At 73.0% G+C, this 17,087-nt stretch carries 14 protein-coding genes and 1 tRNA gene; 8 read left to right on the forward strand and 7 right to left on the reverse strand.

What is annotated here, in order from left to right:
- Positions 1–376: 376 nt before the first annotated feature.
- On the reverse strand, positions 377–1,042 hold the full coding sequence (locus tag AC02VZ_RS24560) for a response regulator (RefSeq protein WP_432058060.1): 666 nt from the start codon (positions 1,040–1,042) through the stop codon (positions 377–379).
- Between the two features lie 3 nt (positions 1,043–1,045).
- A complete protein-coding gene (locus AC02VZ_RS24565) occupies positions 1,046–2,038 on the reverse strand; it encodes a HAMP domain-containing sensor histidine kinase (RefSeq protein ID WP_432058059.1) in 993 nt (330 codons plus the stop codon).
- Positions 2,039–2,548: 510 nt separating this feature from the next.
- Between AC02VZ_RS24565 and AC02VZ_RS24570 the strand changes: the two genes are divergently transcribed.
- The 5 genes from AC02VZ_RS24570 (at position 2,549) to AC02VZ_RS24590 (ending at position 8,522) form a co-directional block, all read left to right on the forward strand.
- Complete coding sequence (locus AC02VZ_RS24570; RefSeq protein ID WP_432058058.1) at positions 2,549–2,869, forward strand: DUF3040 domain-containing protein; 321 nt, start codon at positions 2,549–2,551, stop codon at positions 2,867–2,869.
- 1,071 nt (positions 2,870–3,940) lie between these two features.
- On the forward strand, positions 3,941–5,158 hold the full coding sequence (locus tag AC02VZ_RS24575) for a cation:proton antiporter (protein WP_432058057.1): 1,218 nt from the start codon (positions 3,941–3,943) through the stop codon (positions 5,156–5,158).
- 177 nt (positions 5,159–5,335) lie between these two features.
- Positions 5,336–5,770, forward strand: a complete 435-nt coding sequence (locus AC02VZ_RS24580; RefSeq protein ID WP_432058056.1) for a hypothetical protein — start codon at positions 5,336–5,338, stop codon at positions 5,768–5,770.
- Between the two features lie 282 nt (positions 5,771–6,052).
- The gene (locus AC02VZ_RS24585) at positions 6,053–6,502 is read left to right on the forward strand and encodes a DUF7144 family membrane protein (protein ID WP_476476400.1); all 450 of its coding nucleotides are present in this window, start codon (positions 6,053–6,055) and stop codon (positions 6,500–6,502) included.
- A gap of 157 nt (positions 6,503–6,659) precedes the next feature.
- On the forward strand, positions 6,660–8,522 hold the full coding sequence (locus AC02VZ_RS24590; protein WP_476476401.1) for a glycoside hydrolase family 15 protein: 1,863 nt from the start codon (positions 6,660–6,662) through the stop codon (positions 8,520–8,522).
- A 186-nt stretch (positions 8,523–8,708) separates the two neighbouring features.
- Here the strand turns inward: AC02VZ_RS24590 and AC02VZ_RS24595 are convergent, their stop codons facing one another.
- The 4 genes from AC02VZ_RS24595 to AC02VZ_RS24610 form a co-directional block, all read right to left on the reverse strand.
- On the reverse strand, positions 8,709–9,905 hold the full coding sequence (locus tag AC02VZ_RS24595; protein ID WP_476476402.1) for an FtsX-like permease family protein: 1,197 nt from the start codon (positions 9,903–9,905) through the stop codon (positions 8,709–8,711).
- The gene (locus AC02VZ_RS24600; protein WP_476476403.1) at positions 9,902–10,609 is read right to left on the reverse strand and encodes an ABC transporter ATP-binding protein; all 708 of its coding nucleotides are present in this window, start codon (positions 10,607–10,609) and stop codon (positions 9,902–9,904) included. The genes AC02VZ_RS24595 and AC02VZ_RS24600 overlap by 4 nt, the downstream gene beginning before the upstream one ends.
- A gap of 71 nt (positions 10,610–10,680) precedes the next feature.
- Positions 10,681–12,354 carry a hypothetical protein gene (locus AC02VZ_RS24605; protein WP_476476404.1) on the reverse strand — a complete coding sequence of 558 codons (1,674 nt, stop codon included), beginning with the start codon at positions 12,352–12,354 and terminating at the stop codon, positions 10,681–10,683.
- A gap of 11 nt (positions 12,355–12,365) precedes the next feature.
- Entirely contained in the window at positions 12,366–12,830 is a 465-nt protein-coding gene (locus AC02VZ_RS24610) for a hypothetical protein (protein ID WP_432058050.1), read from the reverse strand.
- 370 nt (positions 12,831–13,200) lie between these two features.
- Between AC02VZ_RS24610 and AC02VZ_RS24615 the strand changes: the two genes are divergently transcribed.
- The 3 genes from AC02VZ_RS24615 to AC02VZ_RS24625 all read left to right on the forward strand — a co-directional run bounded on the left by AC02VZ_RS24615 (position 13,201) and on the right by AC02VZ_RS24625 (position 16,442).
- The gene (locus AC02VZ_RS24615) at positions 13,201–13,629 is read left to right on the forward strand and encodes a hypothetical protein (RefSeq protein ID WP_432058049.1); all 429 of its coding nucleotides are present in this window, start codon (positions 13,201–13,203) and stop codon (positions 13,627–13,629) included.
- Positions 13,630–13,692: 63 nt separating this feature from the next.
- Positions 13,693–15,861, forward strand: a complete 2,169-nt coding sequence (locus tag AC02VZ_RS24620; protein WP_432058048.1) for a hypothetical protein — start codon at positions 13,693–13,695, stop codon at positions 15,859–15,861.
- The gene (locus AC02VZ_RS24625; RefSeq protein ID WP_476476405.1) at positions 15,861–16,442 is read left to right on the forward strand and encodes a hypothetical protein; all 582 of its coding nucleotides are present in this window, start codon (positions 15,861–15,863) and stop codon (positions 16,440–16,442) included. Before AC02VZ_RS24620 ends, AC02VZ_RS24625 begins: the two co-directional genes overlap by 1 nt.
- Positions 16,443–16,997: 555 nt before the next feature.
- Here the strand turns inward: AC02VZ_RS24625 and AC02VZ_RS24630 are convergent.
- A tRNA-Lys gene (locus AC02VZ_RS24630) sits at positions 16,998–17,070 on the reverse strand.
- Positions 17,071–17,087 lie beyond the last annotated feature (17 nt).

Genomic DNA, 17,087 nt, shown 5'->3' on the forward strand with positions numbered 1-17,087 from the left:
GACCGGGACGGTGCGGCCGGGGCCGGTGCCAGTCTGGCAACCGGCCGGGCCGCACCGGACACCGGTCACGGGGTCACGAGGCCACGGGGGCAGGGGGCACGGGGTCAGGGGTCAGGGTCACGGCCGCCGTCGTGAGGACTGGTCACGCGCCCCCGTCGTGAAGCCGGTCGGCCACGGGCTCTCCTCCTGACGTCGGGCCACGCGTGAGGACGGTTCACCGGTCGTCGACCACCGGCCGCGAGCCACGCTCTCCTGCCACACAGCCAGGACCGGGCCCGGGCGGAGCTGGGTCCTGGCCCTGTCGGGGCCGGTCGGGGCCGATCGGGCCAGGTCGGGGGCCCGACCGCGCCTGGATCCAGGCGCGGTCAAGGCGGGATCAGGGCTCGATCAGTCCCACCCGGATCGCGTACCGGGTGAGTTCCAGACGGTCTTTGAGGCCGAGCTTGGACAACAGGTTGGCCCGGTGCCGCTCCACCGTCTTGGGGCTGATGGTGAGCAGGTCGGCGATCTGCTGGGAGGTGTGGCCCTCCGCGACCAGCTTCAGGATCTCCTCCTCCCGGTCCGTGATCGCTTTGGTCGGCACGTTCCGGTTGTCCCGGGTGAGGTCCAGGTAGTTGCGGATCAGGGCGTTGACCGCCCCCGGGTAGAGGAACGGCTCGCCCCGCATGGTGGCGCGGCACGCCTCGACGAGGTCCCGGTCGGCGACGGACTTGAGCACGTAGCCGGATGCCCCGGCTCCGAGCGCCTCGAAGAAGAACTGCTCGTTGTCGTACATGGTCAGGATGAGTATCCGCGTCTCCGGTACCACGCGGGCCAGCTCGCGGGCCGCCTGGATTCCGGTCAGGCGGGGCATGGCGATGTCGAGGATGGCCAGGTCGGGGCGGTGGGCGCGGGCCTGCTCGACGGCTTCGGCACCGTCGTCCGCCTCGGCGACGACGGTCAGGTCCGGTTCGCCGTCGAGGATCAGACGGACCCCTCGCCGGACCAGCGCGTGGTCGTCGGCGAGGAGGATGCGGGTGGGGGCGGGGGCCTCGTCGGTCATGGTTCAGAGTTTCCGGTCGGGGGCGTCGATCACGGGAGTCCACGTCGGTGCGGGTCCCCGTACGGGCACGGGGACGGCCAGGCGTACTTGGGTGCCGCCGCCGGCGGCCGGGCCCACGCTCAGGTCGGCGCCGATGAGCAGGGCGCGTTCGCGCATGCCGCGGATGCCCGCCCCCTCGGCCGCGTCGACGATGCCGCGGCCGTCGTCGCGGACCAGCAGCTCGACGCCGCCGGGCATGCGCCGCAGGACGATCTCCGCGCGGCGGGCCCGCGCGTGGCGGACGACGTTGGTGAGCCCTTCCTGCGCCACCCGGTAGAGGACCAGCTCGGCCTCGGGCCCCAGGTCGGGCAGGTCCGGGTCGATCCGGGTCTGGACGCCGAGTCCTTCGCCGCCGAACTCCGTGCCGAACGACTTCAGGGCGCTGGCCAGGCCCAGTTCGTCGAGCACACCGGGGCGCAGCCGGCGGGCGATGCGCCGGATCTCGTCCAGGCTGCTGCGCGTGGTCTCCTGCACCAGGCGCAGCTCGTCGCGCAGTTCGGGCGGGGCGTGGTCGGTGACCCGCTTCAGCTGCAGCAGCACGGCGGTGAGGCTCTGCCCGACCTCGTCGTGCAGCTCCTGGGCGATGCGGCGGCGTTCACCCTCCTGCGCGGACAGCGCGCGGGCGCTGCTCGTGGCGCGCTCGTCCTCCAGCCGGTCCAGCATCGTGTTGTACGTGCTGATCAGTTCGGCGATCTCCCCGCCCCCGGAGACCTCGGGGCGGCGGCCGGGGCGGAGCAGGTCGGTGGTGGTCATGGCGCGGGTGAGGCGGTCCAGCGGGGCGAGGCCGACGCGCAGCAGCAGGGCGTTGGCACCGAGCATGGCGGCCAGTCCCACGGTGAGCACCGCGGCCTCGGTGAGCAGGACCGGGGTGGACACGGTGACCGGGCCGAGCAGCAGGGCCGTGGCGGTGATCAGCACGATCGCGTTCAGCAGGAAGATCCGCCAGAACAGTGGCACCCGTTACCGCCTCCTCGCCCTGCCCACCGCGGGCCGTGTGTCGTAGGCTCCCGGTGACTCCCTGGGTCGAGGGAGCCGGACAGGCCGTCGGACGTCCGACGGAAGCCGCCGCCGGACCACGGACCGGCGGGACACGGGCGCGGGCCGACACGTCCCAGCGTGAGTGCTGTTCCCGCGGTGCGCCATCCGTGACAGTCCCCATTTTCACCCCGCCGAGACCTGTAGGCGACAGCCGGTGTACAGGGTGCGCCCCCCGGAAGATGAGGGTCGGACCTGATGGTGGAAGGGGCCCCCGCGCGAGACCCTTGAAGTCGAGGGAAGCCCGGCTTCGCCCCACCCCACCGAAGCGGATGACCACCCAGGCCCACGGGCACACCCCCCAGCGTCGGCCCGATGTCGCGGGCCGGCCGTTCAGCTTGCGCCCGGCGTCGCGGGACCGATGCCCGGCGGTCTCTCAGAGGTGGTGGCCCCGGTAGCCCGGGGCTGCCTCCGTTTCGGGAAGGAGGAGACGTGCCCACGTCCGATGACCAGCGCCTCGTCGATCTCGCGGCCCGACTCGAGCGGGACGACCCCCGCTTCGCCCGCTCCCTGTCCAGCGGCCGGCCGGCCCTGCCCCGGGAGTACCGGCGTACCCGTGCCTGGTGGGTGCTGGGCATCGGGCTGCTCCTGCTGATCGCGGGTCTGATCATGCCCGACGGGCTCCTGATCGCCGCGGGCCTGGTGCTCAGCGGCATCGGCGTCCAGCTCTTCGACCCGTACCCGCCGCGCCGGCGCGAGGGCGGAGCCGGCGGCGGCACCGGGAGTGACGGGGGCGGACAGCCCTCCCGCTGACGGACGCGGGCGGTTCTCAGCCGAGGCCGTCGCACGTCCGCCTCGACGCCGGCCGTCCGACGCGGGTGATGACGTCGGCTCCGTACACGTTCGGGGTGGTGGGCGGGCCGTGCGGAGCGTGCGCTCCCGGCCTGCCGGTCGGGCCCCGGGGCCCGGGGCCCGCGCCCCGAGCCAGGTGCCGGAGGTTCCCGGCGGGTGAGGACCGGGCCGTCGGGGTCCTGCGGCAGCGGCGGTTCGTGTGGTTCACGTGGAGCTCGCGGCGCGTGCGCGTGCGGTACGTCCCGTGCGGCGCGGGGCGCACGTGAGGTTCCCGGATACGAACGCCGTCCGTCCCGGATACGCGATGTGACCGATGCTTCGACGCGATCCCGCGCACTTTTCTTCGCATATGTGAATTTTTACCCTGGCGCATCCCGATATGGGGTGCGCTAAAATTTTTGCCAAGCGCTTACGCTCCGTTGAGCCGCGTTCCGCTCGTTCGTCGAGCGTTGAGTGCGTTCCTCCGGAAGCGCCGGGTTGTCGGCGCCGGGGGCAGTGGGTGCGAGGCCGGTCGTCGTCGACCGGCGCCACCCGGCCGGTCGACGGCCGGCTGACGACGTTCGGTGGACGACCGGCCACACCGGTGAGACATGGGCAGGGGGCGTGACATGGGTCGAGTGATCCCCATACGTGTCGACAACGCCGCCCGCGACCGCCTCCCCGATACCGGCAGCGCCGCCCGCCGCCGCACCGGCCGCGCACGGCGCTGACCCTCGTCACCCGGACCGCGGTGCCGGCCCCCTACGGGTCGCCCCGGGCTCTCCCCACACCTCCCCTCACCTCTCCCGCCTCCCGCACCCACCCGGCACCGCGACAGCGACCAGCGCACCGAAGCTCCTCGACCGAGCCGACCGCGTGAACCGGCCCCGGCCCGTCCGCGCCCCCTCCGCGCGCCGCGCAGCCGTGACGCCCCGTCCGACCGCCCACCCGCCCACGACCGGCACGACCGGCCGCCGCCACCCCGGCAGGCGACCGGCGCCGCCCCGGGCCGAGACGCCGCCACCGCACCCACCCCACGGAGGACAGACGCCCGTGCACAACACCACGGCCATGCTCATCGAACTAGGCGCGATCATCCTCGCCCTCGGCCTGCTGGGCCGTCTCGCCGGCCGGGTCGGCTTCTCGCCCATACCCCTCTACCTGCTCGCCGGTCTGGCCTTCGGCCACGGCGGCATCCTGCCCCTGCAGGCCAGCGAGGAGTTCGTCGCCACCGGTGCGGAGATCGGCGTCATCCTGCTGCTGCTCATGCTCGGCCTGGAGTACAGCGCCTCCGACCTCGTCACCACCCTCAAGACGCAGTACCCCTCCGGCGCGGTCGACTTCGTGCTCAACGCCGCGCCGGGCGCCATCGCCGCCCTGATCCTCGGCTGGGGCCCGGTGGGCGCTTTCGCCCTGGCCGGGGTCACGTGGATCTCGTCGTCGGGTGTCATCGCCAAGGTGCTCGGCGACCTCGGCAGGGTCGGCAACCGGGAGACCCCGGTGGTGCTCGGCGTCCTGGTCCTCGAAGACCTCGCCATGGCCGTCTACCTGCCCATCCTCACCGCCCTGCTGGCCGGGGTGAGCCTCGCGGGCGGCAGCCTCACCCTGCTGATCTCCCTGGGCACCGTCGGCGCGGTCCTCTACATCGCCCTGCGCCACGGACGGCTCGTCAGCCGGGCCGTCTCCTCCGACAACCCGGAGATGCTGCTGCTGGTGGTGCTGGGGCTGACGCTGCTGGTCGCCGGGGTCGCCCAGCACCTCCAGGTGTCGGCCGCGGTCGGCGCCTTCCTCGTCGGCATCGCGCTGTCCAAGGAGGTCGCCGACGGCGCGCACAACCTGCTGTCCCCGCTGCGGGACCTGTTCGCCGCCGTGTTCTTCGTCTTCTTCGGCCTGCACACGGACCCGTCGAACATCCCGCACGTCCTGGTCCCGGCGCTCGCGCTGGCCGTCGTCACCGTCTTCACGAAGATCGGCACCGGGTACTGGGCGGCCCGCCGCGCGGGCGTCTCGGTGGCCGGCCGCTGGCGGGCCGGCGGCACGCTGGTGGCACGCGGCGAGTTCTCCATCGTCATCGCCGGGCTCGCCGTCGGCACCGAGCCGCGCATCGGCCCGCTGGCCACGGCGTACGTGCTGATCCTGGTCGTCGTCGGCCCGCTCGCCGCCCGCTGGACCGAGCCGCTGGCCCGCCGGCTCACCCGGCGGCCCCCGGGCGGTCCGCAGGGCACCGACGCACCGGTCGAGCAGACGGCACCGGTCCACGCCGGTGGGTGACCGGCCACCGCAAGCCCGGCAGGCGCACGCCTTCGGCCACCGGCCGGCAGGCGGCCCCCGTCGTCGGCCGGGCGGTGGAAAAATCCGACCGGGACGCACGTCCCGCCCGTCCGGGCGACCGGCCGCCCACCCGTGGCCGGCACCGGCCGGAACCCGTAGCGGAAGGGGAGCGACGGCATGGTCGAGTGGGTGACGTTGCACACCGGGCCGCGACCGGTGCCCCGGCCGGTGGCGACCCCGCTGGTGTGGGCCGGGGCCTTTGCCGGCGCGCCGCTGCTGGTGGCGCTGGTCAACACGCTGTCCGGCCCCGACGGCCCCGGCCCCGCGCTGGCCGCCCTGTCCCTGCTCTGCGCGGTCCTCGGCGGGTGCGCCCGGTTCGCCGCGGCACCGGGCACGGCGCTACTGTGCTGGCTGTTCCTCAACGGCTTCGGGATACCGCCCGCGGGCACCCTCAGCTGGGCCGGCCCCCGCGACACCGCCTGGCTGGGCTGCCTCCTGGGCGCGGCGCTGGTCGGCACGACCGTCTCGCGGCTCGCCCACGCCCGCGCGGCGTACCACCGCCTGACCGCCACGGCCGGGTGGGACGACCCGGGCCACGGACGGCTCCACTGACGGACCTGCCGATGCCGGTTCCCGGGCCGGCCGCACGGGCGCGTGAGTGAACCGGCCCCGGCGCCCCCGCGTCCCGGCTCGGGCGGAACCGGGTGCGGCCACCGCACCGGGCCCGGCCCCGGTGCACCGCTCCCGGCACTCCCGTCCCGGCACTGCCGCGGGCGGGCTCCCTCACTCGTTCGGCTCAGCCCCTGTGGTCGGCGGCGCCGTACGGGCGGAGGGTCGGAGGGGCCGACGGGTGGTGGCCGCACCACCGCGCCACGAGAAACGGGGGTGCGTTCCATGACCGCACAGCCACACTCCGGTCCTCCCCAGGGCGGCCACCGCCCACCGGTGTCCCCGGAAGGCGCCGCCTGGGCGGCCGGCGGCGCGACGTTCGCCGGGGTCCTGCTCCTGCTGAACGGCGTCCTGGCCATGTTCCAGGGCATCGCCGCCATCGTCGAGGACGACGTCTACGCCCGGATCGGCGACTACGTCTACGAGGTCAGCCTCATCGGCTGGGGCTGGATCCTCCTCGTCCTCGGCGTCGTCGCCGCCGTCGTCGGCTGGGGGATCCTCTCCGGCCGCGAGTGGGCCAGGGCGACGGGCATCGCGCTCGCGTCGCTGAGCCTGGTGGCGCAGTTCCTGTTCCTGCCGTACGCGCCCGTCTGGTCGGTGATCATGATGGCGATCAACCTCTTCGTCATCTGGTCCCTGGCGAACGCCGTCCCGGGCAGCGCGCCCCCGGAGTGACCCACGCGCCCCTCGGAGCGACCTGCACGCCCCACGCCCTGCCCCATGCCCCCTCCCTGGCGCGCCCCACCCACGACGCGCGCTCCCCAGCCGACGATCCCCCACGCCCCACCGACGATCCGTGATCCCCCCGGCGTCACCACAAGGCGGACTCCACATGCGGCGCTACCCTCCCATCGCCGACCACGGGCTGGTGGGCGACCTCCAGACCGCGGCTCTCATCTCCTCCGACGGCGTCGTCGACTGGTGGTGCGCCCCCCGCTTCGACTCGCCCAGCCTCTTCGCCGCCCTGCTCGACCACGACCGGGGCGGCCACTTCGCCGTCACCGTGGACGGCCCGGACGTGACCACCCGGCAGCTGTACCTGGCCGACACGGCCGTCCTCGTCACCCGCTTCCTCACCCCGGACGGCGTCGGCGAGGTCGTCGACTTCATGCCCGTCGAAGAGCCGGAGACCGTGACGGACCGCCACCGTCTGGTCCGCGTGCTGCGCGTGACCCGCGGCCGGGTCCGCTTCCGCCTCGCCTGCCGCCCCCGCTTCGACTACGCCCGCGCCCCGCACCACCTCCACCTGAACCCCGGCTCGGCGGACGCGCACTTCGCCGGCCCCGGCACCGACGCCCACCTCCAGTGCCTCGGCCCCGTCGCCCTGGAGCGCGACGGCGACGGCGGCGACGGCGACGACGTCCGGGCCACCGTGGACCTGGCCCAGGGCGAACGGGCCGCCGCCCTCCTCACCGTCTGCGCCGCGGGGTCGGCGGCCCCCGCCCCGCCCACAGCGGAGTCCGTCCGCGCCGACTTCGACGCCACCTGGACCTTCTGGCACCGCTGGATCCGCCGCAGCCGCTACCGGGGCCGCTGGCAGGAGACCGTCAACCGCTCGGCCATCACCCTCAAACTCCTCACCTACGCGCCCACCGGGGCCCCGGTCGCCGCGGTCACGGCCGGCCTGCCCGAACAGCTCGGCGGCGAACGGAACTGGGACTACCGCTACACCTGGGTGCGGGACGCCTCCCTCTCCGTGCACGCCCTGATCGGTCTCGGCTTCACCGAGGAGGCCCGCGCCTTCCGCGAGTGGCTCGGCGACCGCCTCACCCAGGACCACACCGTCACCGGTGAGCCGCTGCAGATCGTCTACCGGGTCGACGGGGACCCCCACCTCATCGAGGAGACCCTGGACCACCTGGAGGGCTACCGCGGCTCGGCCCCCGTCCGCATCGGCAACGGTGCCGCCGGCCAGCTCCAGCTCGACATCTACGGCGAGGCCGTACACGCCCTCTCGCAGACCCGGGACCCGGTCCACCGGGCGGGTTACGACAGCTGGCTCGCGCTGTCCGGCGTCCTGGACTGGCTCACCGAGCACTGGGACCGCCCCGACGAGGGCATCTGGGAGACCCGCGGCGGGCGCCGCGACTTCACCTACAGCCGCCTGATGTGCTGGGCCGCCTTCGACCGCGGCATCCGGCTCGCCCGCGACCTCTCCCGGCCCGCCGACGTCGACGCCTGGACGACCGCCCGCGACGCCGTCTTCCACCAGATCATGGAGCGCGGCTGGAGCCCGACGCGGCGGGCGTTCGTCCAGCACTACGACACCGATGTCCTCGACGCGGCCCTGCTGCTGATGCCCGCCGTCGGCTTCGTCGCCCCGCGCGACCCGCGCTGGCTGTCCACCCTCGACGCCATGGAGGCCGAACTCGTCTCCGACAGCCTGGTTTACCGCTACGACCCGGCCGCCTCCCCCGACGGCCTGCGCGGCAGCGAGGGCACCTTCTCGCTGTGCAGCTTCCTCTACGTCGACGCCCTGGCCCGCGCGGGCCGGCCCGGCCAGGCCCGGTACGCCTTCGACAAGATGCTCACCCACGCCAACCACGTCGGCCTCTTCGCGGAGGAGATCGGCCCCACGGGAGAGCAACTGGGCAACTTCCCCCAGGCGTTCACCCACCTCGCCCTCATCACCGCCGCCCTGGCCCTGGACGAGGAGCTGGACCGGGCCGAGGAGCTGGACCGGGCCGAGTCGTGAGCCCCATGCGGTCCGGTCGGGCGCCGGGACCGGACCGTCCGGGCTGGCCGGGCTGAGTGGGCCGCCACCGTCCGGCCTCGGCGGGCCGCCCCGGAGCGTGCCCGGCGGCGTGTTCGTCCGCGCGCGGGCGGCGCACTCACCCGTGGGCGCGGGCGGCACGCTCACCCGTGGGCGCGGGCGGCACGCTCACCCGTGGGCGCGCGCCGTGAGGTACGGGTCCCGGCGCAGCACCTCACGGCTGCCCACCAGCGTGCCGACGGCGAGCCCGGCCGCGGGCAGCAGCAGCGCCACCCCGGCCCACACCGGCCCCGGCAACGCGTCCGCCGGGGAGATCGGCAGCCCGAGCACCCCGCTCAGCGGGCCGGCGAGGGCCAGCGACAGCCCGGTGCCGACGGCCACCCCGGTCACCCCCGCCACCGCACCGGACAGCAGCGCCTCACCCCACAGGATCCGCCGCAGCTCCGGCCGGCCGGACCCGAGGATCCGCAGCACGGCGAACTCCCCGAGCCGGGCCCGCGCACTGTCCGCCGCCCGGACCGCGCCGAGCCCCAGCGCGGCCAGGGTCAGCACCAGCACCCCGGCACGCACCCCGAGGTCCGCCGCGCCGAACAGCCCGGGCAGCCGGCGCACCCGGTCCGCCACCGGGGACGCCGAGAACCCCTCGGCACGCAGGGCCGCGGCGACCCCCGCCACGCGGTCCCGGTGCTCGGCCACCACGACGGCCGACCGGGCCCCCTCCTTCGCCCGGTAGGTCTCGGCGTCCAGTCCGGCCCGCGCGGCGGCCAGGAAGGCGGCGGTGTCCTCCGCGAGGTAGGCGACGTCCGGACCGTCGACCTGCCACGCCGGGTCGTACAGCGCGACGACCCGCAGCTCGATCACGGCGGTGGTGCCGGACCCGTCCCCGGTGGCTCTGGTGTGGCCGAAGGTGACGGTCCGCCCGAGCAGCGGACGGAAGTCGGCCCCCTGGGCCCGGGCCGGCAGCACGACGTCCCGCGGCCCGAGCACCGCGGGCAGCGTCCCCCCGGTGACCGGCACGTCGTCGCCGGGGGTCAGCGTGCGGCTGGTCAGGTCGTACGTCCCGGCCTCCTCGGCGTAGAGCACGGCGGGGTAGTCGGCGACCACCCGGCGGACGCCCGCCACCTCCCCGGCCTCCCGCAACGCGGCGGTGGTGAGCGGCCGGACCGAGGCGTCGCCCTCGAAGGAGGACAGCTCGACCTGGGTCAAGCCCCCCGAGCCCAGCACCTCCCGCTCGACGGCGCCCGACGCACCGCCCGCCACCCCGGCGGCCAGGGCCAGCAGCGCGGCGAGCACGGTGAGCGTCGGCACCACCCGGCGCAGCGACCGGCGGTCCCGCCGCCAGGTGTGCAGACTCCACAGACTCACGCGAGTTCCCCTTCCCGGGCCCCGGCCCCGGCCCCCGCCCCGGCCTCCGACAGCACACCGCCGTCGAGCACGTACCGCCTCTCGCAGGCCCCGGTGACGGCCGCGTCGTGCGTCACCACGACGACGGCCGCACCCCGCCCCGCGCACGAACGCAGCGCGTCCAGCACGCAGTTCGCGGCCACCGGGTCGAGCCCGGAGGTCGGCTCGTCCGCGAGCACCAGCACCGGCTGCTTCACCGCGGCCCGGGCCACGGCGATACGCCGCCGCTGCCCGCCGGACAGCTCGGTGACCGGCGCGTCGGCCCACTCCCCCATGCCGAGCCCGCCGAGCAGGTCCCGGGCCACGCCGCGGTGCCGGGCCAGCCGGGGCCCGAAGGCAGCGGCGACGTTCTCCCAGGCGTTCAGGAACGGCAGCAGCCCCAGGTCCTGCAACACGATCCCGATCGACCGCCGCCGCAGCAGGTCCCGCTCCCCGGCCGACAGCGCCCGGGTGTCGACACCGCCGACGTGCAGGGTCCCCTCGTCAGGGTCGAGAATCAGGCCGAGGACCGCGAGCAACGTGCTCTTGCCCGCCCCCGAGGGCCCCTCGACGGCAACCACGCTCCCCGCCCGAAGCACGAGATCCGCCCGGGACAGCCCTCCCCCGGACGCATAGGAGAAGGCCAGCCCTTCGGCCACGAGGGCGGGGGGAGACGCGGTGTTCATCGGCGGGGTGTCCTTCGGGCGGGGTGGGTGAGTCGGTGGCGACGACGTCGGAGCGGAGCGGCCCGGCGAGGTCACGCCAGGAGGTAGTAGGCGGCGCGGGTGGCTTCCGCGGTGGCGGTACCGCCGGGGGTGGGGGCGTACAGGTCCGGGTGGTCGGGGTCCCGGTGACGGTCGAGCAGTCGGGGGATCTCCTCCCACAGGGCCTGCGGAACGGCCTGCTCGGAGGCGAGCGTCGCCTCCATCGCCGCGGAGGCGAGCACCAGCTCACCCTCGCGCAGCGACTCCCGAACCTGCGCGACGAGGTCGGCGCCGCGGGTGAGCCGTTCGGCCTGCGCGGCACACCCCGCATCGGCGAGCACCGCCACCAGGCGCAGTGACCGCAGGGACAGTTCGCCGGAAGCGGCGTCCGGCAGTTCGACCAAGGTCCGCGGGCACCCCAGTCCGAACTCCGCGCGGGCGGCCATGGCTCCGTACCAGCCACGCTCGTTGGAGGCCGTCCGGCGGGCGGGTACCTGCAACGCGGCCGCCTCCTTCCGTCCCCGCTCGGCCTGCGGTCCACAGGTCAGGTCGAGCCGGTGGCAGGTCATGGCGAGCGGGATCCGGTCCGAGGGTTCGATCCGGGGGTCGGCGCCGAGGTGCTTCAACCGCTTCGTCAGCCACTGAGGGGCAAGGCGCTGCTGTGCGGCTGCGGTGAGGGCACGCGCGGCGTGGTAGGTGGCGGTGAGCGTACCCATCTGGGCGGGGGACTTGGCGACGAGGCCGTCCGGCCGGACGTCCACCGGGGAGGGCTGCGGTTCGGCAGCCGGTGTGGCGCCGTCCGAGCCGTGCGGCGCGGAGGGCGTTGCCTGCGGCAGGGAGAGCGCCCGGCGGACCAGCCAACGGGTCTGGGTGTCACGGTCACCGAGCGCGGGTCGAAGACACGCGCGGGCCCCTTCGGTCAGCCGGCCCCGCAGGAGGGCCGACGCGGCACGCTGCAGGGGCTCGGCCTCGTCGCAGTCCCCCTCCAGGACGGTGTCGACGTTCCTCAGAACCCGGGTGGCACGGGCCTTCACCTCCACTCCCCGCAGGGCCTCGATCGCGTACAGCACCGGCACGGCCTCGGTGGCGCGGGCGGCGTCCGCCGCGAGGCGGGCGAGAGCCGCACGGGGAACGTCATCGTCCCGGCCCAGACACGTCAACGTCTGCAGGAACGCGGCTCGGGAGGCGAGCGACGTCGCGGGGTCGTCCTTGTCCTTCTCCGGGTGGCGCAGATAGCCGAGTGCCTCGCGCTCCGCCTCCTCCCTGATGCCGGCCTCTTCCAGCACCGTCGCGGCTCCGGCAGCCGGCGTGCCGATCCCCCCGCCCACCGACAGGCACACGTAGTGCGCACGCCAGGCGGGGGTGTCCAGGGCCTCCGTGCGCGCGAGGTCCGCCAGGGCGTCCGGACGAACCCGGGGCACGGGCCCACCGGCCCCGTGACGTGCGGCGAGGCCGGCCTCCAGGCGTCCGTACGCGGTGGGGTACAGCGCCGGGTCCCGGCCCACATCTGCACGGGTGGACCGCACCAGGTCGTTCTCCCCGCGCAGGGCGTCAAGTTGTTCGGCGAGATGCCCACCGGGACGGCCGGGCCGCTCCACGGCCCCGCCCCCGACGAGCGCGACGCCCGCGGTGACGGCGGCCAGCGCCACGACGGCGGCCACCACGGTCCCGCGTACCCGAGCCTCCTCTCGGCCGGGCCTGGTCTTCACGCGGTTGCTCAGCTGCACGGTGGCCGGGATCAGTCGTTGGCGCAGGCGGAGGCGAACGCCTTGACGCCGGCCTTGAAGGCGCCGCCGTCCGAGCACGTGGTGATGCTCGTGTTGAGCGATCCGCCGGGGTCCGCGATACCGCTGATATCGGCGATCCAGGTGTTCTTGTTCGTCCAGCTGACCCGACGGGTGTCCTCGCTCACGTAGGTACCGCTGGGGCTCAGTGACAGGGTGGCCTGCCAGCCGTTGGCCTTCACGGTGGCCGTGTTCGTGATCTTGCTGACCCGGTACCTGGCCGAACCCTTCACGGTCTTGGTCGACGTCTTGAACGAGCACTTGTCGGCGTAGACGTTGCAGTGCCAGGCGTTCACCTGGATCTTCGCTCCCGTACCCGGCAGGGACGTCGCCCCCGTGTCGGAGACGGCCAGGGTCGGGGCAGCCGCCCCGACGATCAGACATCCGACGAGCCCCGCCGCCGACACAGCCCTCTTCATGTGTTCTCTCCGCACCAGTGGCGAGCCCAAGGACCCACCGGCCAACCCGCAAGGACCTGAAGGTTATATGTCCCAGTACATCGGGTGTATGGCTGAAAGTCGCACATGCGCAGCCGTGCAGAAAGCATTGACCTCGAGCGACCGCACCGACGGACCCCCGAGCCGCCGGTCCCTCCCTGAGCGACCGCCGACCCCTTCCGGCCATCGGAGCACCCACCGCGTTCACTCCTGAGCGGGACGCCACACTCCGCCGAACGTGACGACCGGACCGGCGCAGTTACTGCGGGGAGGGCGAGACTCCCGGGATTAGTATGAAAGTTGGTGCGGCAGTGCACCCGGCACACGAGGTCGACCACGGGGGGCGACAGCAATGGCTTGGGACGAGTGGGAACAGATCAAGGCCGATGTCGCCGAGCGGCAGGGCGGCTCCATGCAGCTCAACGGCACGGTGGGCAACGGGAGCGCCGCGCCTGATCTGAGGACGAACACCCAAGGAAAGCGCGGAGCGGTCAAGGCACTGATCGACACGATCCTTCCCGGTCTCGACAAGGTCGCCATCCACGCCGACGAGGACACCGACGCCGCTGAGCGTGAGTTCGCGGGGTGGGCGACGGGCGCCGGGCTCAAGGACGCACACGCAGAGTGGGCCCTTCAGGTCAGGAGTCTCAAGGCGCGGCTGGTCCGGGACCAGGCGGACCTCAGCAAGACGCGGCGGGACTTCCAGTACGTCGAGCACGAGGTGGAGAGCTCACTGCGGCGCATCAGTACGCCCGGCCCGGACCCGCTCCGCAACCTCTGACACCGGCCCCCCACGGTCGTCGGGCTCGCCGGCCGACCCGGCGCCGGAACCAAGGAAGTACGCATGCTCACCTACCAGGACGTCATTACCATCCGGCTCGGTCCGCTGACCACTGCGGCCCGCTCCTGGATCAAGATGGCCGACGGCTTCGACGACCTCGGCGAGGCGTACGGCTCCTCGGTCCAGGCTGTGGCGTCGGACGGCCAGTGGGTCGGCATGAGCGCCGACGCCGCCAAGAAGCGTTTCACCGCGACCAGGAAGCAATTCAGTGCCGCCGCGGTCGAGGCCAGGGCGGTGGCCTCCATCCTGCGGGACATCCACGCACAGTTCGTCGAGCGCATCCAAGCCGTGAAGAACCTGGTGGAGGAGGCCAAGAAGGCCGACATCCACATCGACACCAAAGGCAGAGCCCACGTCGACACGAGCAAGGAGCCGGCCGTCGGCGCCGCCCGGGGCGGCCCCATGGGGGACGCCACGCAACGGGCCTTGACGGAGGCCAGGTGGACCGCCGCCATCGCGTCGGCCGTGCAGGCCGTCGACGACGCCGATCAGGGTGCGAAGCTGGCCCTGCGGGACGCCGCCGGACTCAAGAGCCTCGTCGAGGAGATGGTGGACGCCATCAGCGGCACCCAGCACGACTTCAACGCCGACGCGGTCGGCGACATCGAGACCGTGGAGGCGCGCGAGGCCCGGAAGTACGCGGACGAGATCCTCGCCGGCGAGAAGCCGTCCGATCCCGAGGAGTGGGCGCGGCTGATGCGGGACAACGCCGGAGACGAGGGGTTCAGCCGCACCGTCCTCAACCACCTGGGCCCCGAGGGCACCATCAAGCTGACGAACCAGCTCAACACCCTCGCCTACGACTCCGACACCGGCAACAAGCAGCACTACCTGGGATCCGAGCGCGGACTCGCCAACGCGCTGGCCACGGCGACGCAGGACCCGACGTCCCGGTTCTACAAGGACTTCCACGCCGGCATGAAGGAAGCCGGGATGAAGCGGTACGACTGGCAGGGCGAGAAGGTCCGCGGATACCAGTCCCTGGTGACGCTCATGCAGCACGGCGAGGGCTACTCGGACCGGTTCCTGCACGACCTCGGCGACGATCTCATAGCTGCCGAGAAGGCCGACAAGGGCAACGACGACTGGGACCTTCCCAAGCGTTTCGTCGGGCCCCGGGACGAGTGGTTCGCCAACGATCCGCTGGACGGGCTCCTCGGTGTGATGAGCAAGGACCCGGAGGCCGCGGCGTCCTTCCTCGACCCCCAGTCCGACCCGCACCCGGACAACGACAAGAAGGAAGGCAACGACCGGCTCGAGTACCTGCTCCGGAAACGCGACTGGGACGTCGTCGACGGCCACCCCACCGCGCGCAGCCCGTCCGGCACCGACAGCATCCTGGGCGATGCCCTGCGGCAGTACGACACCGAGGACGCACAGACCAGGGCCGGTCTCGGCGCGGCGCTGATCGCGGGCACCACGGGCATCGACCCGAACCGTGCGGACGGCGGTTACGTCGAGCACTCCGACGCGAACAACCGCGTCTTCAAGGACTCCCTGAAGCACCTTGCCGCGGAGGGCAACGACTTCCCGCCCAGCCTGCGTACTCCCATGGCCGTGATCATGGGAAACCACGGTGACGCGGTACACGACACGACCAGCGCCCAGAGCAATGCACAGAGTCCACTGAGCCGCACCGACGTCCTCGAGGTGGCTAAGCAGGTCTCACGCGACCGGTTCTCCTACCTGACGCTGCAGGACGCCATCAACCGCGAGATCGTGCACGACATCAACACGCGGGAGGGAGGGCCGGAGTGGAGCTGGCGAGCGGCCGGGCACACGATCGGCTTTCTGGAGGAGGCCCGCTATCAGGGACTGACCGTGGATGCCGACGATGCGAAGAGCAAGGCGGCCTGGGAGGCGAAGATGGACTATCACACCTGGGGCGGAGTGGTGAACTTCGTCCCCTACGCGGGCGACGCGGCCCAGCGAGGCGTGGATGTCCTGACATCCAAGTGGCTCGAGGATGAGACGAATCGCATCGACAAGGGCTTGACCCAGGCGAACCGGGAAGCCGCAATCGATCAGGAGAACCGCGTGCTGGCCCTGGCGAGACTGTGGAAGGCGGCGAACCCGGACGACAACGTTTCAGAGGACACGATGCTCTCCAGGATCAACGGCACCGTGAATGACGGCGGCGACACGGCTGATGACCTGGCAGGTGAGGGGTAGTGAACCGCCGACTCCTCAGTCTCCTCGGCACGCTCGCTCTCCTCGTCACCGCGTGCTCCGGCGACAAGCCGGGCCACGACTATTCCCTCCCCCAGCACATGTGCGGGATCAGGACCGACGCGTCAGACCTCAGGCCGCTGCTCCCTGAGGGGAAGGCCGCCCGGTATGCGCAGAACCAGACCACCGACTACAGCTACCACCTCTGCCGGGTGATCGTCGACGACGAGGTGGCACTCAAGCTGCGGATCCTGCGCGACACCGGGTTCAACGTCGAGGCGGAAGAGGCCGCGCACAACGACCTCAAGAACTACCGTCCCATCTCCCTGACCGGCAGTGTCGAGGTCACCAGCGCGGGCGTGGCGGACGACGGCGGAAAGGTGTGGCTGCCGTGCAGGCCACTGCCCGGTCATCCACGGGAAGCCGTGCCCAACCAGCCTTACACCCATCTGGTGCTCAGCATCCACCTCTTGAGCGAGGTCGAGGGCAAGGACGCCCTGGCCCGGCGCCACGCCGACATCGAGGCGTTCATGCGGTCCTACCTCCCCGGCCTGCGCAAGACGTGGTGCGCGCCCGAAGACTGATCGTCACCGCGGGAACGGCCGTCGTGCCCGTAGCAGGCGATCCGGGTGACGTGGGGGCGGGGGAAGCCCAAGAGCATGGGAGGCAGCCTGGTGACGGCTTCCGGGGCGCGTATGCGGGGCACTGCCGTCGTTCCCGGACAGCCGCCGCTGTACGAGGCGCTCGGAGGCGTCGTCGCAGGCGTCGCTGAGGCGTCGTGGGGAGAACCGCCGGGGGCCGTCGGCCTCGCGGATCGCGCGGGCGCGTCCGACCGACCGCGGTACACGGAGCCGGTCGCGGCGTGGACGTGCATGGAGCAGCCGGAGGCCCGAAAACCGTGAGCGCGCGGCCCGTTCGTTGGTTCCTGATCGGTCACAGGCTTTGACGTTCGATCAGGACGACGTCTGCGGCTCGGATCCGGCGGACGCCCCCTGCCGTCAGCCGGGACTGCTGCACGTACTGATCGCCCGGCACCGGGGGCCGCCACCGGGCGGGCGAACGATCACCGAGACGGCACCCAGAGGGGCACAAGACTCCGACGTCCGGCTTCCGCCGCAGGTCGGGCAGCTTCTGCCCGGTAGGCCCTGTGGGACTCGAACCCACAACCAATGGATTAAAAGTCCACTGCTCTGCCAATTGAGCTAAGGGCCCTTGGCGATGTTGCCTCC

It is taken from the genome of Streptomyces sp. 3-6 (genome assembly GCF_056323165.1).